Source organism: Faecalibacterium sp. Marseille-Q4164 (assembly GCF_017377545.1).
GTDB lineage: Bacteria > Bacillota > Clostridia > Oscillospirales > Ruminococcaceae > Faecalibacterium > Faecalibacterium duncaniae.
The window spans coordinates 618,023-643,161 of the sequence record NZ_JAFREJ010000001.1 but is presented as its reverse complement, the minus strand read 5'-3'; the positions used below and the strand labels follow the sequence as shown (position 1 = coordinate 643,161).

The 25,139-nt window shown below is 53.2% G+C and carries 16 protein-coding genes and 1 tRNA gene; 11 read left to right on the top strand and 6 right to left on the bottom strand.

Annotated elements, in window-relative coordinates:
* Window positions 1–106: 106 nt before the first annotated feature.
* The 11 genes from J3352_RS02985 to J3352_RS02935 all read left to right on the top strand — a co-directional run bounded on the left by J3352_RS02985 (window position 107) and on the right by J3352_RS02935 (window position 13,083).
* Window positions 107–2,320: an ATP-dependent RecD-like DNA helicase gene (locus J3352_RS02985; RefSeq protein ID WP_156065896.1), complete on the top strand. Its 2,214-nt coding sequence runs from the start codon at window positions 107–109 to the stop codon at window positions 2,318–2,320.
* 143 nt (window positions 2,321–2,463) lie between these two features.
* Entirely contained in the window at window positions 2,464–3,489 is a 1,026-nt protein-coding gene (locus J3352_RS02980) for a rod shape-determining protein (protein WP_154277187.1), read from the top strand.
* Between the two features lie 165 nt (window positions 3,490–3,654).
* Window positions 3,655–4,011, top strand: a complete 357-nt coding sequence (locus J3352_RS02975; protein WP_097771767.1) for an OadG family transporter subunit — start codon at window positions 3,655–3,657, stop codon at window positions 4,009–4,011.
* Window positions 4,012–4,026: 15 nt separating this feature from the next.
* Window positions 4,027–5,235, top strand: coding sequence for a sodium ion-translocating decarboxylase subunit beta (locus J3352_RS02970; RefSeq protein ID WP_156065894.1), 1,209 nt, complete (start codon window positions 4,027–4,029; stop codon window positions 5,233–5,235).
* A 241-nt stretch (window positions 5,236–5,476) separates the two neighbouring features.
* Window positions 5,477–8,125, top strand: a complete 2,649-nt coding sequence (locus J3352_RS02965; protein WP_156065892.1) for an ATP-dependent helicase — start codon at window positions 5,477–5,479, stop codon at window positions 8,123–8,125.
* A 7-nt stretch (window positions 8,126–8,132) separates the two neighbouring features.
* Window positions 8,133–8,912, top strand: a complete 780-nt coding sequence (gene thyX, locus J3352_RS02960; protein WP_005936154.1) for an FAD-dependent thymidylate synthase — start codon at window positions 8,133–8,135, stop codon at window positions 8,910–8,912.
* Entirely contained in the window at window positions 8,909–9,577 is a 669-nt protein-coding gene (locus J3352_RS02955; protein ID WP_005936151.1) for a deoxynucleoside kinase, read from the top strand. The genes thyX and J3352_RS02955 overlap by 4 nt, the downstream gene beginning before the upstream one ends.
* A 23-nt stretch (window positions 9,578–9,600) precedes the next feature.
* The gene (locus J3352_RS02950) at window positions 9,601–10,413 is read left to right on the top strand and encodes a hypothetical protein (protein ID WP_097773776.1); all 813 of its coding nucleotides are present in this window, start codon (window positions 9,601–9,603) and stop codon (window positions 10,411–10,413) included.
* A 13-nt stretch (window positions 10,414–10,426) separates the two neighbouring features.
* Entirely contained in the window at window positions 10,427–11,557 is a 1,131-nt protein-coding gene (gene mltG, locus J3352_RS02945; protein WP_156065890.1) for an endolytic transglycosylase MltG, read from the top strand.
* 144 nt (window positions 11,558–11,701) lie between these two features.
* On the top strand, window positions 11,702–12,937 hold the full coding sequence (locus tag J3352_RS02940; protein ID WP_156065888.1) for a U32 family peptidase: 1,236 nt from the start codon (window positions 11,702–11,704) through the stop codon (window positions 12,935–12,937).
* A gap of 72 nt (window positions 12,938–13,009) precedes the next feature.
* A tRNA-Ala gene (locus J3352_RS02935) sits at window positions 13,010–13,083 on the top strand.
* A gap of 556 nt (window positions 13,084–13,639) precedes the next feature.
* Here the strand turns inward: J3352_RS02935 and J3352_RS14380 are convergent.
* The 6 genes from J3352_RS14380 to J3352_RS02910 all read right to left on the bottom strand — a co-directional run bounded on the left by J3352_RS14380 (window position 13,640) and on the right by J3352_RS02910 (window position 25,116).
* Window positions 13,640–13,771, bottom strand: coding sequence for a hypothetical protein (locus tag J3352_RS14380; protein ID WP_255568881.1), 132 nt, complete (start codon window positions 13,769–13,771; stop codon window positions 13,640–13,642).
* 52 nt (window positions 13,772–13,823) lie between these two features.
* Window positions 13,824–14,501, bottom strand: a complete 678-nt coding sequence (locus J3352_RS02930) for a retron system putative HNH endonuclease (protein ID WP_156065884.1) — start codon at window positions 14,499–14,501, stop codon at window positions 13,824–13,826.
* Between the two features lie 9 nt (window positions 14,502–14,510).
* Complete coding sequence (locus J3352_RS02925) at window positions 14,511–15,764, bottom strand: AAA family ATPase (protein ID WP_005936130.1); 1,254 nt, start codon at window positions 15,762–15,764, stop codon at window positions 14,511–14,513.
* A 93-nt stretch (window positions 15,765–15,857) separates the two neighbouring features.
* Complete coding sequence (locus tag J3352_RS02920) at window positions 15,858–17,954, bottom strand: UvrD-helicase domain-containing protein (RefSeq protein WP_156065882.1); 2,097 nt, start codon at window positions 17,952–17,954, stop codon at window positions 15,858–15,860.
* Entirely contained in the window at window positions 17,951–24,271 is a 6,321-nt protein-coding gene (locus tag J3352_RS02915) for a DEAD/DEAH box helicase (RefSeq protein ID WP_156065880.1), read from the bottom strand. The genes J3352_RS02920 and J3352_RS02915 overlap by 4 nt, the downstream gene beginning before the upstream one ends.
* 20 nt (window positions 24,272–24,291) lie before the next feature.
* A complete protein-coding gene (locus J3352_RS02910; protein WP_156065878.1) occupies window positions 24,292–25,116 on the bottom strand; it encodes a hypothetical protein in 825 nt (274 codons plus the stop codon).
* Window positions 25,117–25,139 lie beyond the last annotated feature (23 nt).

Genomic DNA, 25,139 nt, shown 5'->3' with positions numbered 1-25,139 from the left:
TAGCGAGGGCTGAGGGGATGTATAGAACAGGGCCTGCCCAATTCCTTTACAAATCACACCAAAACGATTATACTATAAATAATTATGTCACAAGGGGGTGAGGAGCATGGAGCTGGAACAGATCGAGGGAACGGTGGAGGACATTATCTACGAGAACCCGGACAACGGCTACACGGTGTTTGAAATTTCCGGCGGCGGCACGGTCACCGTGGTGTGCGGGATCGTGGGCGAGCTCCATGCGGGCGAGAGTGTGGTCTGCCGCGGTAAATATGAGAACCACGCCACCTATGGCCGCCAGTTCCACGCCCAGGAGTGCGAGACCGATATGCCGAAGGATCTGGAAGCGGTATACGCCTTTCTTGCCAGCGGCTCCCTGCCTTATATCGGGGCGCGCACGGCCAATAAGATCATCGACAAATTCGGCGCGGCGGCGCTGGAGGTGATCGCCAACGACCCCGCCCAGCTCACCCTGATCCCCGGCATCTCGGCGGACAAAGCTGACCGCATCCAGCAGGAGTTCAAGCGGATGTTCGGAATGCGGGAACTGATCGCCTATCTGGCACAGTTCGAGATCAGCCCCCGCCGCGCCATGGAGGTGTTCCGCGTCTTTGGCCCCAGTGCCATGCAGGCCATCTCCCAGAACCCTTATCTGCTCTGTGGGGAACCCCTGCAGCTGGATTTCCGCCATGCCGACAGCATTGCACAGTATTACCACATGGAAGGAGACTGCACCCAGCGGCTGGAAGCAGCGCTTCTGCGCACCCTGCGCCACAACGCGGGCAACGGCCACACCTGCCTGCCCCGTACGCAGCTGCTGGACACGGCATCCCACTTCATCCAGCAGCCGCCCGAAAAGCTGGCCCGTGCGCTGGACCACTGCATTGAGACCGGGCAGCTTGGCGTAAAGATGCTGGAGGCGGTGCCGTATATCTATCTGCCTGACCTGCTGGAAGCAGAACAGGCCATTGCCGACCGGCTGGCCCTGCTGGCGAAGCGGGAAAAGCAGACGGTGCGGGACCTTGATAAAAACATCCAGGTGCTGGAGCTGACCCAGGGGTTTGCCTATGCGCCCCTGCAGCGGGAAGCCATCCGCAAGGCCATGACCGAAAACTGCCTTGTGCTGACCGGCGGCCCCGGCACCGGTAAGACCACTACGGTCAACGCCATCCTGCAGCTGCTGGAGCATCAGGCAGACCGGGTGGCGCTTTGTGCCCCCACGGGCCGTGCGGCCAAACGGCTGAGTGAACTGACCGGCCGCAAGGCCTCTACCATCCACCGCCTGCTGGAGGTGGACTACTCCGGCGGCGTGGTCAGCTTCATCCACAATGACAAGAACCTGCTCAAATGCGATGTGGTCATTCTGGATGAGATGAGTATGGTGGATGTGAAGCTGTTTCAGGCGCTCATTGCAGCCCTGCGGTACAGCTGCCGCATTATTATGGTGGGCGATGCCGACCAGCTGCCCAGCGTGGGGCCCGGCAACATTCTGGGGGAGGTCATCCGCTCCGGGCTGGTGCCCACCGTCTGCCTGAACGAGATCTTCCGGCAGGCTAAACGCAGCCTTATTGTGGAGAACGCCCACCACATCATCAGCAGTGAGCCGCTGCAGAAGGGCGGTAAGACAGACGATTTCTTCTTTCTGGAATCGGACGGCGATGCGGCACAGAAACTGGTGTGCGATCTTGTTACCACCCGTCTGCCCCGGAGCTATGGTTTTGACCCTGTCCGGGATATTCAGGTGCTCTGCCCCACCAAGCTGGGACCCACCGGCACCCAGGCGCTGAATGTGGAGTTGCAGAACCTGCTCAACCCGGAGCAAAAGGGCAAACCCCAGCTCCAGAGCGCCTCCCGGGTGTTCCGGGTGGGCGATAAGGTGATGCAGGTGCGGAACAACTACGAGATCGTCTGGAACCGCATTGGCGGGGAGCAGGGCGTGGGAGCCTATAACGGTGATATCGGCATTGTGGAATCCATCAACATGCGCGACCGCTCCATGGTGGTGCGGATGGATGACCGCCGCCTGCTCTACCCGGCGGAAAACCTGAACGAACTGGAGATCGCCTACGCCATCACGGTGCACAAGAGCCAGGGCAGCGAGTTCCCGGCGGTGGTGCTGCCGGTGGCGCAGGTGCCGCCAAGGCTCTGCTACCGCAACCTCTTTTACACCGGCGTGACCCGCGCCCGCAAATTGTGCATCGTGGCCGGGCGGCGGGATGTGGTGAACCGGATGATGTCCAATGTCCGGCAGAACCTGCGGTACAGCGGCCTGTGCGAATTGCTGAAAGAGAATCTGCCGCCGGAACAGATGGCGGCAGAGTGAAGGACGGCATCCCACAGGGAGGACGGCGAGGTTTGGTCTATACTTTTTTACTGGCTTATGCTACAATATAAATTGATTTGATTTCCCGCCCGAACGGGCATTTACGATAGAAAACAGGGGAGCAGAGAAAGGAACGTTTCATTATGGCACAGAATGACATCGGCATCGATCTGGGCACAACGACCATTATCATTGCACAGGCAGGGCAGGGGGTCGTGCTCAACCAGCCCAGCGTGGTGGCAATGGATACCCGCAAGAACTCCGTGCTGGAGGTGGGCGACAAGGCCCTGGCCATGGTAGGCCGCACCCCCAACTATATTTCCGCCATTTTCCCGCTGAAGGACGGTGTCATCAGCGACCACACCATGACCCGGGAGCTGATCTGCCGGTTTGTGAATCAGGTGTACAGCTCCCACATGGTCAAGCCCCGGGTGGCTGTCTGCGTGCCCGCTGCCATCACCGGCATTGAGAGCGATGCCGTGGTGGAGGCCGTGATGGCCGCCGGTGCCCGTCAGGTCTACCTGATCGATGAGCCCATTGCCGCTGCACTGGGTTCCGGCATCGACATCACCCAGCCCGATGGCCGGATGATCATTGATATCGGCGGCGGCACCACCGATATTGCTGTCCTGTCTCTGGGCGGCAAGGTCAAGGCCACCAGTGTCCGTGTGGCGGGTAACCACTATGATGACGAGATCCTGAAACATGTCCGCAACAAGTTCAGCATTGCCATCGGCCAGCGTACCGCAGAGCAGCTGAAAAAGAACGTTGCCTGCTGCCCCCAGAAGGCTGATTTCGACGAGACGATGGAGGTCAAGGGCCGCAGCCTGCTGACCGGCCTGCCCATCAAGGTGAATGTTTCCACCAGCGACCTCTACGAGCCTGTGATGATGCTGAGTGAGCAGATCGGCACTGCCGCCCATCAGGTGCTGGAAAAGACCCCGCCCGAGCTGGCAGGCGATATCTTCCGCAATGGTGTGGTGCTGACCGGCGGCGGCGCACAGCTGCACGGCCTGCCCGAATACCTGAGCCAGGAGCTCAAGGTGGATGTGGCCGTCTCGCCCGATCCCGTGAACTGCGTGGCATTGGGCACTGCCATGAGCCTGGGCCTGAACGATAAGCTGGAGACCGGCTTCCTGGATGCGACCCCCCGCATGGGCCGCCGTTAAATGGGGTGCCGGCCCGGCTCGTTAAGAAATTGGAAAAGTTGCAACAAAATTTTGTTCATACTTGTTGAATCAGGTCGGGAAATATTGTATAATATTTTCAAATCGCTTTTTGCGCGCCGGGGTCTGCTCCGGAGTGCGGAGTAAATTATTATTAGGAGGAAGACCATGAATCTGGGTTCTGATGTGGTTATCACCATTACCGGTATCGTGCTGGTGTTTGCCATCCTCGTCCTGCTGATGCTCATCATCATGCTGGAAGGCAAGATCTTCGACGGTATGGCCGCCAAGAAGAAGGCCGCCAAGGAGCCTGCAGCTCCCAAGGCTGCCGCAAAGCCCGCTGCCCCCGTGCAGCAGGCTGCTCCCGCCCCTGTGGTGGAGGAAGGCATTCCCGGCGATGTGGTTGCCGCAATTATGGCTGCCATCCATGCCATGGGCAATGGCAAGTACACCCTGAAGGCCGTGCGCCGTGCTGCAAATGGCTGGAGCAAGGCTGGTGTCAACGACACCACCGCACCTTTTTAACACAGGAGGAAAAACATGACACAGTTTATCGATACTCTGGTCGGTATTTTCCAGAGTTCCGGCTTTGCACGGTTCGGTGAGCCGGGCGGCTACCTCTACGCGATCATGATCTGCGTGGGCTGCTTCCTGCTGTACCTGGCCATCGTAAAGGAATTTGAGCCCCTGATCCTGCTGCCCATGGCATTTGGCATGATCCTTGCCAACCTGCCCGGCAGCGGCGTTATCCACATGCAGTACTTCGTTGGTGATGGTCTTGAGCACCCGATGTGGATCGAGATCCTGAATAACGGCGGTCTGGCCGATATGCTTTACATGGGTGTCAAGCTGGGCATTTACCCCCCGCTGATCTTCCTGGGCATCGGCACCATGACCGACTTCGCCCCCCTGATCTCCAACCCCAAGAGTCTGCTGCTGGGCGCTGCCGCTCAGTTCGGTATTTTTGGTACTTACATGGGCGCTCGTCTGCTGGCCGCTACCGGCATTGTGGACTTCACCCAGAAGCAGTCCGCTGCAATCTCCATCATCGGCGGTGCAGACGGCCCTACTGCCATCTTTGTTACCTCCCGTCTGGCACCTGAGCTGCTGGGCAGCATTGCCGTTGCGGCGTACAGCTACATGGCTCTGGTGCCCGTGATCCAGCCGCCCATTATGAAGGCGCTTACCACCAAGAAAGAGCGCACGGTCGTAATGAAGCAGCTGCGCACCGTGTCCAAGACCGAGAGGATCATCTTCCCCATCATGGTCACCATCATTGTTTCTTTGATCGTTCCCGATGCAGCCGTTCTGGTCGGTATGCTGATGCTGGGCAACCTGATGAAGGAGTCCGGTGTTGTGGATCGTATCCAGAAGACTGCCGGCAATGAGCTGATGAACATCATCACCATTTTCCTGGCTCTGTCTGTTGGCTGCACCACCTCTGCAAACACCTTCCTGAACAGCCGCACCCTGTTCATCATCGTGCTGGGTCTGATCGCCTTCTCCTTTGGTACCGCTGCAGGCGTTCTGTGCGGCAAGGTGATGTACGCCCTGACCGGCGGTCAGGTCAACCCCCTGATCGGCTCCGCTGGTGTTTCCGCTGTTCCCATGGCTGCCCGTGTTTCTCAGAAGGTCGGCCAGAGCGAGAACCCCTCCAACTTCCTGCTGATGCACGCCATGGGCCCCAACGTCGCTGGCGTTATCGGTTCCGCAGTTGCTGCCGGTATCCTGATCAACATCTTCGGCTGATTTTTCGTAAAAGCTTTGCCCGACGGTTTTATAAGCCGTCGGGCTTTTTGCGTTACTCCCCCAGTCTGCTAACGCAGACAGCCCCCTCTGAGAGGGGGCCTTTTCTTTGCCGCAAGGGATCAGGCTCCCTCCTAGAGGGAGCTGGCACGCGAAGCGTGACTGAGGGAGTAAATATGTACAACCCTCTTGAATTGTGATATACTTATAAAGTAAGTAATTTTATAGAAGAACAGGTGAAACAATGGCAGCAAGTCTCCAACAGGAATTCTGCGCTCTGCGCGATACCTATATTGAAAAGCAGTTTGGCCGCCTGAACGATATGCAGCGGCAGGCGGTGTTTACCACCGACGGCCCGCTGCTCATTCTGGCCGGTGCAGGCAGCGGCAAGACCACTGTTCTGGTCAACCGCATCGCAAACCTGATCCGGTTTGGCTCGGCCCACGGTTCCAGCTGGACCCCCCGTGAGGTAACAGAGGAGGATGTCAAGGCCCTGAAAACGGCAATTATGACCGGCACCGATGCGCCCGCCTGGCTGGACGGGATGCTGAGGCAGAACGCTGTCCGCAGTTGGAACGTGATGGCCATCACCTTTACCAACAAGGCGGCAGGGGAGCTCAAGGAGCGCCTGCGCAATATGCTGGGCGGCGAAGAGGGGGACGAGGTGTTTGCCTCCACCTTCCACTCGGCCTGTGTGCGCATCCTGCGCCGCTGGGCAGAATCCATCGGCTACCCCCGCAGCTTTACCATCTATGATACCGATGACTCCCAGCGCGTGATGAAGGCGGTCTATAAGGAACTGAGCATCGACGATAAGTTCTTCCCGATCAAGAGCGCCATCAACCAGATGAGCCGCTGGAAGGATCAGCTGGTCAGCCCGGAGGAGGCGCTGCGCACCCCAGCGCGGGACACCAAGGGAGCCATTGCCGCCAAAGTCTACGCCGCCTACGAAAAAAAGCTCAGGGAGGCAGGAGCCTTCGACTTCGACGACCTGATCTACCAGACCGTGCAGCTGCTGGCGGAGCACGAGGATGTGCGGGAGTTCTACCAGAACAAGTACCGCTACCTGCTGGTGGACGAGTATCAGGATACCAGCGTGGCCCAGTTCCGGCTGGTCAGCCTGCTCACCGGCCCGGAAAAGAACATCTGCGTTGTCGGTGACGATGACCAGAGCATCTACCGTTTCCGCGGTGCCACCATTGAGAACATTCTGAACTTTGAGCGCATCTTCCCCGGCACCAAGACCATCCGTCTGGAGCAGAATTACCGCTCCACCTCCAATATCTTGAATGCTGCCAACTGCGTCATCCAGCACAACACCGAGCGCAAGGGCAAGACCCTGTGGACCCGGAACGACGAGGGCGACAAGGTGCAGGTCTATACTGCCGAGAATGAGCAGGACGAAGCCATGCACATTGCGGATGTCATCGGTGAGCACCTGAAAGAGGGCGGGCATCTGGCGGACCATGCGGTGCTCTACCGTATGAATGCCCAGTCGGCCCCCATCGAAAGCTACTTTACCCGCGCGGGCATTCCCCATAAGATCGTGGGCGGCCAGCGCTTCAATGACCGCAAAGAGGTCAAGGACATCCACTCCTATATGTCCATCGTGGCGAACGCCCGGGATGATGTGCGCCTGCGCCGCATCATCAACGAGCCTGCCCGGAAGATCGGCAATACCACTGTTGACGTGATCGCTGACCTTGCCGCCCAGCAGGGAATCAGTATGCTGGAAGTCATCTCCCACGCGGATGCATACGCCAAACTCAGTCGTGCCGTTATGCCGTTGCTGAAATTCTGGCAGATCTACGAAAAACTGCAGGAATCGCTGGAAACCAGGACACTGGACGAATTTGCCCAGGATGTCATTGAGGTGACCGGCTACAAGGCCATGCTGGAAGCCGATGCGGCCAAGGGCCACGAGGATGCGGCAGACCGCCTGCAGAACCTGGGCCAGCTGGTCAACAACGTCAAAAACTACTGCGACCAGCACGGCGAGGATGCTTCACTGGAAGGCTACCTGGAGGATATCGCCCTCATCAGCGACATTGACAGCTACAACGAGAGCGCTGACCAGGTGGTCCTGATGACCATCCACTCCGCAAAGGGTCTGGAATTTCCCTATGTGTTCCTCATCGGCATGGAGGAGGGGGTGTTCCCCAGCGAGATGAGCAAATACTCCGAGGCTGATCTGGAGGAAGAGCGCCGCCTGGCCTATGTCGGCATCACCCGCGCCAAGAAAGAGCTGTATATCTCCAACAGCGTCTCCCGGATGCTCTACGGCCGCACCCAGCGCAACGAGCCCAGCCGCTTCCTGCGGGAGATCGAGCCTGAGTATATAGAAGAGACCCGCAGCCCGGCGTTGGAACGCCGTTCTTCCATGGGCTGGGGTTCCAGTTACAGTGATACCGTTCCCGGCGGGGCCTCGGGCTACTCCGGCGCGTCCGGCTGGGGCCGCAATTCCAGCAGCTTCGGCGGCCGCACCGGCGGCAGCTACCTCAACCGGGAATACAATGCCTCTGAGCGCGGCGGTTTCGGCTCCGGTTATGCAGGCCGTGGCAGCAGTGCTTCCGGGTTTGGCAGCGGAAGCAGCGCCCCGCACGCGTCCGGCTCCTCCGGTTTTGGCGCGGGCTATGGCCGCCCCGCGGCCCCCAAGGCAGCGTCCAAACCCGTGAGCTTTCCGGGGAGCCCGGCAGCTTCCCGCCCGGCATCCACCGGCCCAAAACATTACGAGGTGGGCGACATTGTGGAGCACAAGGTCTTTGGCCGGGGCAGGGTGCTGGCGGTCAAGGCCGCTGCCGGAGACCAGATCGTGGAGATCAACTTTGAAAAGGTCGGCGTGAAGAAAACCATGGCAAATTTTGCGCCGCTGACGAAAATCACGGAGGAATGAGAAAACTATGATGACCGTTCGATTGATCGCACATACCCCGGAACCGGAAAAGGTGGTGGCGGCAGCGGCCAAGCTCTGCTACTCCGATGCCCATATCACCGACCTGCTGGACGGCCTGACCGAGGAGAAAACGGCCAAGTTCCTGACCATGCTCAGCGACTTGGGCCATGCCAGCCCCATTGAACATGCCAGCTTCACCTTTGGCATTGAGGGTGTGAGCCGCACCCTGCTGGCCCAGATCACCCGGCACCGCATCGCATCCTTCAGTGTCCAGAGCCAGCGGTATGTCCGGCTGGACGACTTCCACTATGTCATCCCGCCGGAGATCGAGGCCATCCCTGAGGCAAAGGCAGCCTTTCTTGAGAGCATGGATGAGGATGCGAAACGCTACCTGGACCTTGCAAAAAAGCTGGAGGACGGCCACACTGCCCGCCTGATGGCGGAGGGAATGCCGGAAAAGCAGGCCCGCGCCAAGGCCTCCAAACAGGCCAATGAGGATGCCCGCTTTGTGCTGCCCAACGCCTGCGAGACGAAGATGGTCGTGACCATGAACGCCCGCAGTCTGCAGAATTTCTTCCATCTGCGCTGCTGCTCCCGCGCTCAGTGGGAGATCCGTCAGCTGGCTGAGGAAATGTTCCGGCTGGTCTACCCGGTGGCACCCCATATCTTTGCCAAGGCCGGCCCGGCCTGTGTCAGCGGCCCCTGCCCCGAGGGCAAGATGTGCTGCGGCAGAACTGCCGAAGTCCGCGCAAAGTATGAGGCCATTAAGCAGGAGGCTGGTGTATGAGCAAAGGCAAGCTGATCGTTCTGGAAGGGCTGGACGGCAGCGGCAAGGGCACGCAGGCCAAGCTGCTGGCAAAGCACCTGACGGTGACGGATCATCTGGTAAGAGAGATCACCTTCCCGGATTATGACAGTGATTCCAGTGCGCTGGTCAAGATGTATCTGGCCGGGCAGTTTGGCGACAAGCCTGACGATGTCAACGCCTACGCGGCATCCAGCTTTTATGCGGTGGACCGCTATGCGGGGTATAAGTCGGATTGGGGCAAGTTCTATGAGGAAGGCGGCATCCTGATCGCTGACCGCTACACCACCTCCAATGCCGTGCATCAGTGCTCGAAGCTCCCTCCGGAGCAGTGGGACACATTCCTGCAGTGGCTTTTTGACTATGAATACCACCTGCTGGGCCTGCCTGCACCGGATAAAGTGATCTATCTGCAGGTTGATCCGGCGGTGAGCCAGCGGCTGATGACTGCCCGCTACCATGGCGACGAGACCAAGAAGGATGTCCATGAAAAGGACACCGAATATCTGGCCCGTAGCCGCCGGGCGGCAGAATACTGTGCCGCTCACCTCGGCTGGGATACCGTCCACTGCACGGCAGGGGAGAAGATGCGGAGCATTGAGGATATTCAGGAAGAGGTCAGAACTCTTGCTCTCGCTGTTATTTGAAACAAAAGGAGGCATCCTATATCATGTACCGTTTGATGCAGCCGTCCGATTGGGCGGAGGTGCTGGCCCTGTGGCAGGCCCAGCGCGGCGACACGGAGGAGTTTGTCCGTGGCGCTGTGGAACGCTTTGCCGGGGTGCAGAATGTCTACGTCGCGGAGGAAAACGACCACATTGAGGCTGTGGCACTGGCTGTGCCGGTGACCCTGCAGGGCCGCCCGGGCAGCTATCTGTTCGGTTTGTGCGGGCAGGGCAGCCTGCTCCTTGCGGGCCTGGTGGATACCCTGTGCGCCCAGCAGAAACTGCGGGGCGCAGGCTTTGTGGTGGCAGTGCCCGCCAGCCCGGAACAATCAACGCTGCTGCAGGATAAAGGCTTCCAGAAAGCCTTTGCCCTGCGCTGCCTGCCCCGGGAGGTGGAGCGCAACCTGTGGAGCCAGGCGGAATTCGATTCCGTGACGGCAAAAAAACTCTGCGAGCTGCGGGCAAAATACTGGCCCGACACCGTTCAGCTGCCGCCGGAGCAGATGGGGGAAGTTCTGCGGGACCTGTATTCCCGTGGCGCAACCATCGTATCCAGTGAGCAGGGCTACGGCATCTATTTCCGCAGGGAGGATACCCTTTACTTTGTGGAGATGATGGCGGAAAATGACCGTGCTGCCGAGGTGCTGATGGAAGCCGCCCGGGAGAAAGAGGTCATTGTGGAAAAGGCCGTCATCACGGTGGGGGCTGCCCAGAATCTGTTCCTGGGCGAGGGAACCCGGCAGGAGTATGGCCTCATCCGTTTTGAAGGAGAACCTTTTGATGTTTCGGAGAGCTACATGCGCCTGATGATGGATTGAAAGGAACGTGGATATGGCAGAGAAACACCAGAAAAAGAAAAAAGGCAGTGTGCTGAAGATCCTGTTGGCCGTGTTGTTGCTGCTGGTACTGACAGTCGGTGTAGCAGGTGTGTTTGCGTATAACGAGATCAACGGCAATGGAGGAAAGCCCGGTGCAGAGGTGACCGTCAGCATCCCCCAGGGCAGCGGCGTTGCTGCCATCGCAAAGGAGCTGAAGGAGGCTGGAGTGATCCGTTCGGCCTATCTGTTCCGCTGGTATGTGGGGCACAAGGGTGCCGCCGGAAAACTGCAGTACGGTGATTTTACGCTGCAAACCGGCGGGTATTCCTACGATGGCCTGATCGCAGAGCTGTCCACGTATGCCAAGGCGGATTCGGTGCGTCTGACCTTCCCGGAGGGTACCACCGCCATTGCAATTGCCCGGAAAATGGAGGAAGCCGGTCTGTGTACTGCCGAGGAGTTTCTGGAAGAAGCCAACACCGGAGATTTCAGTGAGTACACCTTCTGGCAGTATGTCCCGGACGATGCCCCCGACCGCTTTATGAAGTGTGAGGGCTACCTCTTTCCGGACACCTATGAGTTTTTGACGGACGATACCGTGCATCATTACGTTGCAACGTTCTATGCACACTTCGATAAACAGTTTACGGACGAGATGTACAGGGAACTGGAAAAGCAGGAGCTGACCCTGCCCGAGGTCATTACACTGGCTTCTTTTGTGCAGGAGGAAGCGGGCAACGATCAGGATTCCAATGTGGCGCAGGTGTTCCGCAACCGTCTGGCCGAGGGTTCGCCTTACCCCAAGCTCCAGAGCAACACCTCCAGCTATGTCCAGAGCGATGCGGACAACAACTACCTCTGGAACTGGGTGGCTCCGTATTATGGCGGCTGGGAGGATATCCCCGAGAACATCCGGAATGCCTACGATACCTACACCTGCACCGGCCTGCCCGCCGGGCCCATCTCGAACCCGGGCCTTGCCGCGATCCAGGCTGCTCTGGCACCTCAGTGCGATGAGGAAGTCCGGGACTGCTATTTCTTTGTTACGGACCTTTCCGGTCACTACTATTACGCCAAGACCTATGCTGAACATCAGGCCAACTGCCGGAAAGCGGCTGAGGTCAATCAGAGTTTGAAGAAGTAAGTCCCTCTCAGTCCGCTATGCTGAAAGCTCTCCCAAAGGGGAGTGCCAATTGCGGCTCCGGAGTCAGGTTTGCAGAAACCGATCCGATGAGGCGGCATCGCGTCAGCGATGATAGAGAGGGTGTTAAAAAGAGAGGACGATTTTATGTTACAGATCCCGGAACTGCTGGCCCCGGCAGGCGACTTGGAGCGCCTGCGTTATGCCATCAACTATGGAGCAGACGCTGTTTATTGCAGCCTGCCGGAGTTCGGTATGCGGTCGGCACCTGCCAATTTTACGCCGGAGCAGCTGGCCGAGGGTGTGATCTATGCCCATGCCCGTGGCCGCAAGGTCTATCTGACCATGAACACGCTGCCCACCAATGAGGAAGCTGACCGTCTGCCCGAAGCCATCAAGGCTGCTGCCACCGCCGGTGTGGATGCCTTTATCGTGGCCGATCTGGGCGTGCTGGAAGCCTGTAAGCAGTTCGCCCCGGAGATCGATGTCCACATGTCCACCCAGACCGGCATCACCAACTGGGCCGCTGCGCGTGCCGCTTACAACATGGGTGCAAAGCGTGTGGTGCTTGCTCGTGAGATGAGCCTGCAGGATATCGCCACCCTGCGCGATAAGACCCCGCCGGAGCTGGAGATCGAGGCGTTTGTCCATGGAGCCATGTGCATGAGCATTTCGGGCCGGTGCCTGCTCTCCAATTACATGGCAGGCCGGGATGCCAACCGGGGCCAGTGCGCCCAGCCCTGCCGCTGGAAGTATTACCTGAGCGAGGAGACCCGCCCGGGCCAGCTGTATGAGATCGGCGAAAATGAGAACGGCAGCTATATCCTCAATGCAAACGATCTGTGCACCGCCCCCTTCATCGACCTCATCTGCAAGGCAGGTGTGGACAGCCTGAAGATCGAGGGCCGCGCCAAGACGTTCTACTATGTCGCCAGCGTCACCGCCGCCTACCGCAAGGCTTTGGATCAGTATCTGGCCGACCCGCTCAACGATAACTTTGAGCTGAGCGATGATGTTCTGGCCGAGCTGACCCGTACCAGCCACCGGCACTACTCCCCGGGCTTTTACTTTGGCCGCGACCAGGCCCGTCAGGCAACCGACAGCGCTACTTATATCCGTGAGTGGGAGTTTGTGGGCACTGTGGAAAGCTGGGAGAATGGTGTTGCCTCCTGCCAGCAGCGCGGCAAATGGAGCCTTGGGGATACGTTGGAGGTGCTCTGCCCGGATGGGCGCAGCATCCCGCTGCACCCGGAGTGGATCAAAAACGAGGCAGGGGAGAGCGTGGAATCCACCCCCCACGCCATGGAAAAGTACACCATCCCCACCCCGGAGCTGCCCCCCATGAGTCTGCTTCGCCGGAAGGTAGAAACTCTTGACAAATGATTCCAGAAGCAGTAAAATAATAAAGTCAAAATGAACGATGTCCTCTGGCTCTAGTGGTCAGAGGACAGTTGAGGGCTCGTAGCTCAGTTGGGATGAGCGTTCGGTTCGCATCCGAAAGGTCGAGGGTTCGACTCCCTTCGAGTCCATACAGCAGAAAACCGCTCTGTCGTAGCTATACGGCAGGGCGGTTTTCTTGTTTGTAGTTCTAGGAGACGGTGAAGATTATTCTGACTGATCTGGAGCCGGTTCAAAGGTGGAAAATTACTGCTCTTCAAACCTTGAAAGTGCTAGAAATCAAGGTTTCATGCGAGTTAATGCCGTGATACACTCGCAATGGCTCGACACCTGCAAATTGATGTCATAATCGTACATTTTCAGGCTTCGTTCTTGGGAACAATGCGATGTGGGTGTGAGGGAAAGGGGAGGAAAGAGCAGATTGAGCGGTCGTTCTGGGGAACAGAGGAACATTACACAGTGTCATGGTTGATTACATAAACAGTGCTGCGAGAAGCACCTTCCTTATTTAGCCACCGATCATCTACCATTTTAATCAAAAGGTTTCGTGCGCGACGCTGCCCGATGTTTAACAAAGTAGCAGCTTGGGTAGTTGTAATGGATGGGTTTTCGAGGACATAGTTGTAAATTTGCCGCTTTTGTTCATTTGTCGGCACTTTCTCGGCACTGCTCATTGTTTGTCGGCACTCACATATGCTGAGGAATGTCCTGAGCAGCACTGGCGGCATTCAGTTGGTTATGATAGATATTGATACGCAAATCAACTTCACCGCCGATAAATTCTGGATCTCGAAGACCATAGGCTTTGACTTTTCCCATGATGCACGGAATACCACTGCCCCAATGCTCAATAAGAGATGTAAGAGGTATACTATTGGGTATGGCGAGTAAGCCAATCCAAAATAATACCAACGTATGGCATTTTGGGGGATTCCTGTTGATATTTTTCTAACTCCCGTCGGCAAGATTCTTTAATATCGCCGGTGGGATGTTTGGCGACAAAGACCCGAAGGTATGCAGTTAAGGCGGCCTTTCTGTTTTCCGGGATGCGTCTTTCTGAGCAGTTTAGATTGAGAGTATCACAGAGGTCTTTCTTAATAGCATCGTCAGAGGCAGTTATTTCGCCATTGGATAGATATTTGAGAGAAGATAATGTATCTGATTTTAATGGATTGACGCTTAAAGGAGCATTTTTGCGATGTGCATCGCAGGATTTTTCTTTGTCATTGTGAGCATCACGATTTCCATTACATACAGCAAGCATGTTCCGATAATCTAAGGCTTTCTCTTCAGAAGTGGCACTCTGTGGGTCAATATGCTCAATCGTTGCTTTCTTTCCTTTTTCTGGAATTCGACACATGCAATAAGCACAAATACACCCTTGTTCCTGAATTAGACGATTCAGAACTATAGTATAAACATCGATGGGAGTTCCATCGGAATTACTTTTTCCTGAGGGAGCACCATGCATATCTCGGTAGGATGCATTAGGCTGTTGTTTGTATTTCGTAAGCTCTACAGGCTCAATACCTTTATTGATTTTAATCATAGTTAATCCTCAGCGATTCTCCAAATCGAAACGAACTTCACACTCTGTCAACTTTGGATCGTTGGGATCAACAGTTTCTTTCAGATACTGAAGAATTTTAGATGCTTCTTCAAGGTTACATTCGATGGCGCTATCGAATGCTTCAAATGCTCGTACAACATTTTCGGGACGCTCAGTGGTATGCATTACGCTATGCAGAATTCCGTTGGTATCCCATCCATGCACATTATAGGGTTTAACGATTACATCGTCATTTTCCTGCTTCAGACCGAAAAGATTGTAACTGTCATCTACTTCGCTTATCACTTGAGGAGAATGCGTTGTGATGATAAATTGAATGTTCGGAAAAGTACTTTTTAATGCACCGAGAATTTTTCGCTGCCAAGAAGGGTGCATATGAAGTTCAATCTCATCGATGAGTACAATACCTTCTCCCTCAAGTGGATTGCTGCGAGAAGGGTTAGCCAGAGCAATACGACGAGCTAAGTCACCAAAGAGAGCGAGGGTACATTTCTCACCATCAGAAAGATTATCAACGCGCATTTCTAGACCATTCTTCTTGACTGTCATGCGCAGGGGACTACGTTTAACTTTTAGGTCGGAGACATTATCCAACATAGAACAGACAGCTGTGCGGACACACCCTAAAGAAACATCCTCATAATCGAAATTTTTGGTTTCTGTTTTTGTTTCGTTTTCGATGTCTTCCTGATTGCGAAACCACTCAAAAAAGGAACGAAAATCCAATTCATTCTCGCTGGCTCGCTCTAAAGCTGCCAGCTGCGAAAATTCATGATTGGTACGAATTCTAAGAGGAATGTCAAGGACGGAACGATTGGTTCCATAATTGACGAAAATGGGCATATTGTTTTCTGATCCCTCAGAGAGATAAGTTGCTGTAAATTTTTCAACAAAAGAATCGTATAAATCCTTGTATGGAATTACTCGTGGAGCTTTTCCGGGCTTGGCTTTAATATAATCTTTTCTTAAAGACAAGGTTTCACCAGCCAGGCTGAAATCAGCACCAAGGTTCATCATTCCAAAGCCAGCATGAACAGATTCTGTATTTAAGGAGCGGAAAGCAATTCCCTGAGTGTTGCTTAAACGGTTCAAAACTGGCCACATTAAATAATTAATGGCTGTCAGAACGGTTGATTTGCCAGCACCGTTTACACCGAAAAGGACGGTGCTTTTTCCCAGCAAATCAAATTGATGTTCTCTATAGCCCTTGAAGTCATGCACATAGAGGCTTGTGAGTTTCATAGGAAATCCTCCTTGTAATGGTAATTCAATATTACCATGGGTAGGCCAAAAATTCAACAAAAAGAAGTAGAGGAATTACATATAGAAAGTATTTCAGTCAGATTGATGTAGGAACTGAGAGCAAGTACCATAGCTTGTGATGTAAACTCCCTTTTGCGCGCGTGTCATAGCCACATAAAGCAGACATTTTTCGGATGTGATGGATTCTTTTTCGGAGATTGGATCCATGTGATTGATGGCAGCAGCTAGAGGAACAACGCGGTGATTGAGGGCAGCAATAAAGACGTATTTGAATTCGAGCCCCTTCACACGATGCATGGTTGCGACACGAATTCCATCAAAGTTTCGATTGTCAGGTTGATTCCGTTTGATTGCGTAAGAACGGATGCTGGCCTTTGTCAGCAGGGACAGATAATCGTTTGTAAGGTTCTTTGTACGCGCAACGATGCAAATCTCCTTTAGCAAAATACCAGAATTTTGTAGCTTCCGGATTTCAGTATAAATGAAGTTGAATTCTGCGTTTGCATCCGGGAAATTCCGAATGATAGGAGGTTCTCCGTGGGTCAAAGATTGGCATTGGGTTCCGCTATCGGTACTTTCATCCAAATCGTCAAAAGAGAGGCCCTCTAAGAAGGAGAATGCACTATGCCGAATCTCCTCTGTGGTGCGATAGTTGATCTTTAAAATACTGCTTCGGCCGCGGACATTGATACCGCATTTCGATAAGATAGGCCGATTCCGATAGATCCTCTGATGCGCATCACCCACGATAAAAAGATCGTTTGCGTGTTCCGGGCCGGCCAGAGCACGAATCAGGCGATATGCGTTATCGCTTAGATCCTGTCCTTCGTCTACAATGATATGGGCATACTGCGATTTTACACTGCTGCCCTGTAAAAGTTTTGTGCACTCATACATGGCAGTATTGATGTCGCGAATCTGATGCTCTTTCATCAGATTTTGGTAGTTGTCCAGAACCTGCCATACAAGAAGCCTCTTTCTGCGGTCCAGCCGTGTGCCGCGGCCGTTTCGGGAGGCTTTCAGATATTGGTCACGCGTAATCGCCTCCTGTGAAATCACGACCCGATTCCATTCTTCCTGATAAAAAGAAACGTCGTAAGGCAGTTCCGTGTTTGCAAGAAAGAGCGCCTTTTCCCATATAGGAGCCAAGGCGTCATCGTAGCCGATCTGGAAAGAAAAGCCGGACTCGCGCATAAAGCGGCTGACCCATGCGTCAAGATGAATGACTTCAATTTTGCGTAGTTCCTCGATCGAGCAGATCTTGCGGAGATTTTCCTGAATATCTGCGGCGAGGTTCGCCGTATAGGTCGTAAAAAGAATACGCTGCTGCCCGGTGCATTGAGATGCCAGATATTTAGCGCGGTGCAGAGCGACAACCGTTTTTCCCGTTCCTGCACCACCCAGAACACGAACAGGGCCAGAGTAATTTTTCTGCGTCAGATTTCGCTGAGCCGGATGTAAAAAAACACGCCATTTTTCAAGCGGTGCAGCCATGATGCGGCGCAGTTCGTCTTCCCCTTCCACGACGACAAAGGACCGCATGGTAATGGGCTGTTCCAATGCTGCCGACAAATCCTGTGCTGCGGGAGAGGTATTGCATTCTTCGTTAGCAAGTTCCAGAACTTCTTCCATGGAAAAGCCTTCTGCAAGCCAGGCGAGATATTCGTATGCATCTGCCGGGAAGGAAGATCGCGCCTGATAAAACTGTTCTTTTGTTTCAAAGCTGCGGACATAAGGCAGCAGCGCTTCAGGAACACTCAGCCGAAGCAGATCCGCGTCTTTGAAAGCAGAAAACAGAAGCGGCTGACTGTGTGCTGCGATCGGTTCGGAAACCGTTTGTACATCAAAAACCTGAAGTGAACCGGTGTTCGGGTTTACTTCACAGCGTTTTCGGGCGGCCCACTGGTAGGCCTCATCGTGATGATCGACCCATAAAAGCAGATAAACTTCGGATTGACGAACGACAATGCCGCGGTAGGCATCATCGATACGAATGGAATATATTTTTTTATCGATACAAGAGTTTATCTTTTCGTAGTGAATTCCCGGCGAAGCAGGGTCATTCCGGAATTTGTTGACAAGTTCGGTAACTTTGCCCTGCACCTGACGGGGAAGGTGTGCAAAGGCCGTCAAAAAATCAGCGGAAATTGCGACTTTTGCAGTTGTCATACGTTCTTTCCTCCCAATAGATTGCTTAAATCAAGACCAGATAGATCGGCTGCGGTGTATATTTTCCAGCCGAGATGCTCCATCTTTTCTCGATCAATGGACTGTTCAAAAGTCATAAATCCCAATTTCTTGTCCGGCCAAGCAATTTCAATCGTTGCGATGACATTTCCATCTGCACCAGCTGCCTCAAATCCAATGAAATCTTCAGCAGGTGCTGGGATACCGCTTTTCTGTGCCAAGGCAGCGAATGCTTTCGCATCTTCGTCAAATAGCAATTCACCGATGGAATTCCATCCGGAATCGGGTGTGGAAGAGGCTTCCGCCGAAGAACAGCTGCTCTGGGAAACGGGAAGTGCGAGATAGTCCATGCGCCTGAGCCCGGTAGAAGAAACGGCAGCAAATTCTGAGGCAAACTGCATCAGATTGAAAAACTGCCAGAAACCGTTCCACTCCGGTTCGTATTTATCTGTGCGGCTGTTCTTGTCATCGTTCAGGACGGCAAAGACGGTAACAGCACCATCTGCTTTCATGGATGCAGCGGAAATGCCTGCATAGAGAGCCAGATGAGAATTTACAGCACGAGGGACCCACGCTCCATAAGCGGTCAGCCCAAAGCGGAAACTGGAATCTGTAAAATGCAATTGATCGTTCACATCCTGAAAGACCTGATGCCATTGATCGAATGCCGCATTGTTCTTGATGAATGCCGGATACAGCAGAGAAAGTGCATAAGCGTGTGCCTGTGCGTGGAAGATCGTTTCGGCATCCGGCAGATTCAGGTAGGCAATCAAGAGGTCAAACGCAGAAAGCTTTGCAGGATCAAGTACCTCTGCATGGAGCTTTCGTACTTCGGAACGGTACATCACCTTGCCGAGCGGCATTTTTTCGACCGCTAAAACAGAAGTGGCGTAATCCCCCTGCGGGATAAAAACGTTCTGAACATCCTTAAAACTCAGGGACCAGACCCGGAACTGCCCACTGCGGCGGAGTGCTTCACGTTTGATGGTGTCATCGGAAACGATATCCTTGTGATATAGGAAGCCGTCCGTAAACACCGCTAGGGGCTTGTGTCCGGGCGCGGCTACAGGCCAGAACACAAAATCTGGTTTACAGGGAACGGATACACCGTTGCTTGGACCCAGTGAAACCTGAGGTTCAAGTTCCCAAGCAGAGTGCTTCAGTTTGAGATAATAACTGTGTTTTCCGTTTCTTACGGTGTCACTGATATTTGCAGCACCAACTTTTAGACGGATCGCTTCCCAAAAGCGCGATTCCAATTCGCTTTCAAACAGCGGGTTTACAGGAATACTGCTGATCATATCGATTTTTTGGATATGGTCTTTACCGGAAAGAATCGTTTTCAACAGCCGAATGGCAGTTGCACGCGAAATATTACCGATCTGCTGGCTCTGGCGATACGCATATAGGCAATGATAGCAGCCGTCCTTCTGCGGATCGTCTTTGCAGGAGCAGGTTTCCATAACATGAAGGGCTTTTTCAAAAATCTGAATCAAAGAATCTTTTTCATGCATCAACTGCTTCAGATATCCCGTGCCGCCGGGAACCGAATCGTAGATCACGAGATACTGTTTGCGATAGTCGGCATCCGGGACGGGTACTTCGCTGACAGCAGCCCGGAGGTGATCGACATTGCCAAAATATTCTTTCATACCAAGCATGAAGGCCGCAACAAAGGATTCCATCCGGACGGAAGAAGAGTTCATCGTCGTAGCGGGAATCAGAAGTCGGAGAACCTCTGTGCTGAATTCACGATACAGAAACAGACATTCTTCATAGGCATCGGCCTGTGAGAGCGCAGGGATTTTGCGTGTCTTACAGGAATAGCTGTGGTTATTCGGCTTGCTGTCAGTCTGAATCTTACCACAATATTTGCAGATCCGGAACCCTTTGCGCACTTCCTCGACACCAGAAATCGATAACTTTTCACCTGTCAGGTCACTCTCGCCAAAGTTGATCTCCCGCAGCGTTGCTTTACGGACAAATTCGTAACCAAAGGGAAATTCCTCATTGTCCATGCGATAGGCACAGGAGATGTCATGGTCCTCATCTACGTCTACAAGGAGCTGCTTGCAATAAAAGATATTAGAGCGGTCGTCGCTTTCATCACTAATCAAGCTCTTGGCGTAGTCCATGTTAGAGTAGACCATCTGCACTTTCAGCATGTTGCGCATCTGACCGGAATCGGCCCAAGCGGGGCTTCCGCATTGAGGACAGGCTGCTGTGTTCCGGCCAGCTGTTTCAAGCTGCGCATGAGAGCAGTTTGGACACAGACGCCAAAGGGCACTCTGAGCAGTTGTCAGGTCTACCTGATCGATCGTCAGTTTGCGACCATCCACATAGAAACTGTTGCTCGGTGCAAACTCACTGAGGGCAGAGGAAGCGGAGCGGTTGTATTCATAGACGAGCTTTTCATACTTTTTTCGGGCAGACGGAAGTTCCTCATCGGACTTTCGGTAGAGAACCGCCCGCAGAATGATCCCAGCCTCCGGAAAAGCATAGTTGGGCAGCAATCCCTCATCGGACAAGAAGTTGAAAACGTTCTTTTTGCTGATCTCCTGCAAAACGGTCAATAGAGCCGCTTCCTCGCCCTTTAGTTCCTTGATCTCTTCGTCGTAAGAACTGTCTTTGGGCTTGTTTTCCAGCTGCTGGATCATGACCTTCAGGGAATTTACGCTGTTGTGCAGGCTGTTTTGCTGCTTCTTCAAACTTTCAAAGGCATCCAGAATTTTAATGTGCATGGAACTTTCTGTGGTTCCAGTGCCGCGGGCAAATATTTGCAGCTCTTCCTTGGAGCTTTCGTCCAGATAAGCGGAAAACATCTGGACAAAAGAGTTGATCTGCCGGGAAAGTGTACTCTGCACGTAGTTGAGAAAATTGAAAGGGAACATATCGGAAGGCCGCGCATCCAGTTTCTTCAGAATAATACCGACCTTATCGGGGATAGCATCATCAGGAATGCCTTTCCGCACCCAAGAATCCATGCAAAAAGCCATGAACTGCCGTTCCAATACAGCGGAAGCGCGCAGGAAGATTTTTGGTGGTGTGACCGAACCGGAGATCATCTCTAAAGGATCTGCGTAAAAATAGAGGTCATGTGGCCGCGCATTTGCAATTGCCAAGGTCAGAGCATTGCCGTCTTTGCGTCCGGCACGGCCAACACGCTGCAGAAACTGACTTTGTGCAGGCGGCATACTGCACAGGATGACCGTGGAAAGGTCACCAATATCAATACCCATTTCCAAAGTGGGGGTACAGGAGAGAACATTGGGGTCCCAGTTGGAACGATTTTCCTTGCTACGCTTAAAATCCTTCTCCAGTTGCTCACGATCTGGGCGTTCCAGCAGGCCAGTATGCTCCCGTGCATTGATGCGCGCCAGATCGCCGGTGCTGTAAAGTCGGCCATAGTAATTGATGCCGGATGATTTATATTCGACAAGTTTACCGCCACAGGCAGACCGAGGACAGGGCGCATTTTCCCACAGCGGCAGGCTTTCGGCAGAAAACGAATACACCGCACCGCAATGTTCGCAGCGCAGCTGGATAACATCGTTTGTAAGGAAGACACGGCTCTTGTTCAGGCCATAGACTTTATAGTTTGCGGAAGAAGGCACAGATACGACAATGCCGTTCTTCACAGATTCTTCCAGAATCAGCTTGCTGATAGCACGGAAATTGAGCTCGTCAAGAATTGATTCTGTGCAGCAGAAAGCAATCCAGTCTGTGTAACGGCGCGAAGATGGTAAATCAAACTCAGAAGTAGGATGGCTTTTTCCAAGGTATTCAGCTATAAAACGAGGAATATTACGCCCGGATTGTTGACCGGGCAGCCAGCGATTGCGGTCGTTTGAAAGCATATAGCTTTTGCCATCATTGATGGTGTACTCATCAAAAACAACATCTTTAAAAGCACCATTGCACCGGAGTAGATTCAGCCAACCGATGACCATGCGCTGAAAGATTATGCGGTCTTCCCGAGACATGATACCCAGTTCGTTAACAACACGCAGCTGGACTGCTGCAGCAATCTGCTCAATATCCTCAGGAGAAAAGGAAAGAACCGAGCAAGCCGACCGTTCCAGAGTGCGTCCAATTTTACTGGTAAGACCATATTCCAGCATGATTTCATACTGGATGCGCTGCTCAATCTCATGCATCAAAATATGCGCCTGCTTGTCATCACTGAGCTTACGATTTTGCGTCATTTCTTCGTATGCACGCTTCCAGGTTAGATTGGGCGGAATAAAAAAGCTGACAAATTCTTCATCGGTCATGTGCAGGTGCCAGTAATCCACAAACCCGGCCTGAAAATCAGCAAGGCTTTGACCTGAACCACATTCTGCGCAATAACGCTGAATTGCCGTGCGCAGACCAAACCGCCAGGTGCGGGAATTGAAAAATCCAGCGCGATGAGCAGCATCCTGCACATTATCGGAAAAGGCAAGCGTCTTTTTATCATCGTTGAAGCGGGAAGCGAACATTTGAGAAATACTGGCACTGATCTCCGTGGCACTGCGTACACCCATCAGAGAAAGTCCCCGGCGGCTGCCGCAGCAGGGGCAGATGTACTGCTTATGCTGCTTCGGGCCGGTTGTCCGAATCGGACTGGGAATCAGAATGTCCACCATGCGGGTGCCGCAGCTGGCACATTCGCTGCTGCCGTCGATCCCCAGTTTTACCTGCAGGCAGTCTGGACAGATGCGTGCAGGCAGCATTCCGGTGGGAACATTTTCATGCGGATGAGGGAAAAGCATCACGACTTTTTCATCTGCTTTAAAATATTGGTTGTAAAACGCTTCAAGATTGACAATGGTGGCGTTCTGACGCTCGTTCAGGATCGTGACCCAGCCGGTGATGCCGCAGTCACGGCAGTTGACAACGGGCAGGTGCTGTTTGGCCTGCTGTCGGTTCAGATCATGCGCAATTTTATAAGTGATGTGCTCCGCATCGACCTTGGCAACGATGCGCCGCAGTTCCCGGATCCAAAGCTGCACCTGTACATTCAGGAACGGGCGTAATTTTCGCGGCTTACCGGTGCGCGCATGAGAAACCAGTGCAAAGAGCGAGTTGAGCGCGGCAGAAGCATCGGATAATTCATTCAGTGCCGGATAATGTGGTGCCAACGCTTCCACAATGCGGGAAACCTGATAGTAATTGCCCTCCGTTAGGTGTAGAACAGACTGTAGGAATACATGCTGCAGAAGAACCCGGCCCAGTTCAATGCGGCCACTGTCGGATAGAACGTCCTGCGAAAAATCCGGGAACCATGCCTTTACCGCGCACTGAAGATAGGCGGAAGGATCGTCCTCTTCGGCAAGAGCTACCAGCTGTGCAGTCTGATCTGCGGAAGGCAAGGCAAAGAATGAGGTCGACTGTCCAGCAAAAAACTCATCGGCACTGAGCCGATCCTCGGTGATGACGGCATCTCGTTCAAATGGCTCACCAAAGATCTCCTCGGCATAATTCAGGATGGCACCGTTATTTTCCTTGGAACCCATGGTAGCAGAGGTGCCAATGCAGCAGAGGTACCCATCATAGATACCAAGGCGGCGCTTGAGACGGCGCAGCAGGCAGGCAAGGTCGGTGCCTTGTGCACCATCAAAGGTATGCAGCTCATCCACTGCAATGTACTTTAGCGTTTCTGGATTATTCTGCTTCCAAAGCAGGGCATCTTTGGGGCGCACAAGCAGATAGTCCAGCATTTTATAGTTGGTCAGCAGGATATCCGGCGGACTGTTCAACAGAGTCTCGTGGTCAGTAATGATGCCATGCTCACTCATGGTGCGGGACGGAGTGCGTTCCAGACCGCCAACATACATACCGGCAGTTACATTGCCGCGCAGTTCGGGACTGTTATGAATCAGTTCTGCAATTCGCTTGGACTGATCGGTGGCAAGGGCATTCATAGGATAGATGATCAGCGCCTTGATGCCAGACTCCCCACGGTGCTGGTAACAGTATTCCAGAATGGGGTACAAGAAGCATTCAGTTTTGCCGGAGCCTGTGCCGGTTGCAATCAGTGTAGAACGGCCGTCATTGCCAGTCAGTCGTTCAAACGCTTTTTGCTGATGAACATAGGGAAGATATGCAGGGTGAATTGCCTCAAAGCAGGTTGGCATTTCCTTTGCAACACGGAAGGGCAGACGCACGGCAAGATAAGGTTCATGATAAACAGAGCCTTTCTGAGCAAGCATTTCTGCAACGGAACCTTTGAAGGGAGCGTTGCTCATGGGAAATGTAGTTTCGATGTAATCACCAATGCCTTTTTCGAGTTGGCTGGCAAGAATTGAGGGTAACATATCGCAATATACTCCTATAATTATTGATTGGATATCTTGTCGATGGAGAGAGGAATGCGCTGTTGACCGTCACCGACATATCCCTCAAGAACATCAGAAAAAAGAAGTGCGGTTTTATCGTCAATAATACCAAGTTGACGATTTTGAAGAAGAAAAGTCATCGTTGACACAGAGGATTCACTGAGCAACTCTTTAATATAAGATTGCTCCAGACTGTATTCTTCGGCTGTTATATCATCCTTGACTACGATATTGGAAAGAAGATAAATCAATCGGGTTAATTCGGATGCGGATTCTTTAGTCTTGGCTAACAAAAATGCAGCCTGTTCATTTGTGACAGGAATAGGCTCAAATGAAGTATCTTTTGAATCCGGAACAATAGTTTGTGAAGATAGAATTTGTTCTGCTTTTGTTTGAAAAACTTGTTCAGAGCGAGGGGGTTGCGGTTGTGAGATGCCTTTGATTCTATCAATAGTATCTTGAATTTTTGGTTGTACCTTATAGTGCCAGAGTACGTGAATAAGGTCAGAAATGGACTTTTTAACTTCTGGGTCGCTAAGGATGTCGCCCAAAATTTCCATTGTGGTTCCAGTAAGAGCCTGCGCCGTGGGGGATGGGACAGGAGACTCTTTATATACGGTTTCCGTGCGGACTACCTCACGTTGAGGAAGTTCATTTTCTGAAATATAAGAAATATCAAGAGAAGCCTTAATATGACCAGAACTATCGCGGAGTCCATGATTGGAGCGCAGTTCACCGCTATCTAATTTTTTGAAGTCATCTTGGGACATGGTGACATTCATAGTGCGTGTTTCAAGGTTGGAACACTCTTTTTTCTTGGACAACTTGATGCCTCCAATCAAATTAT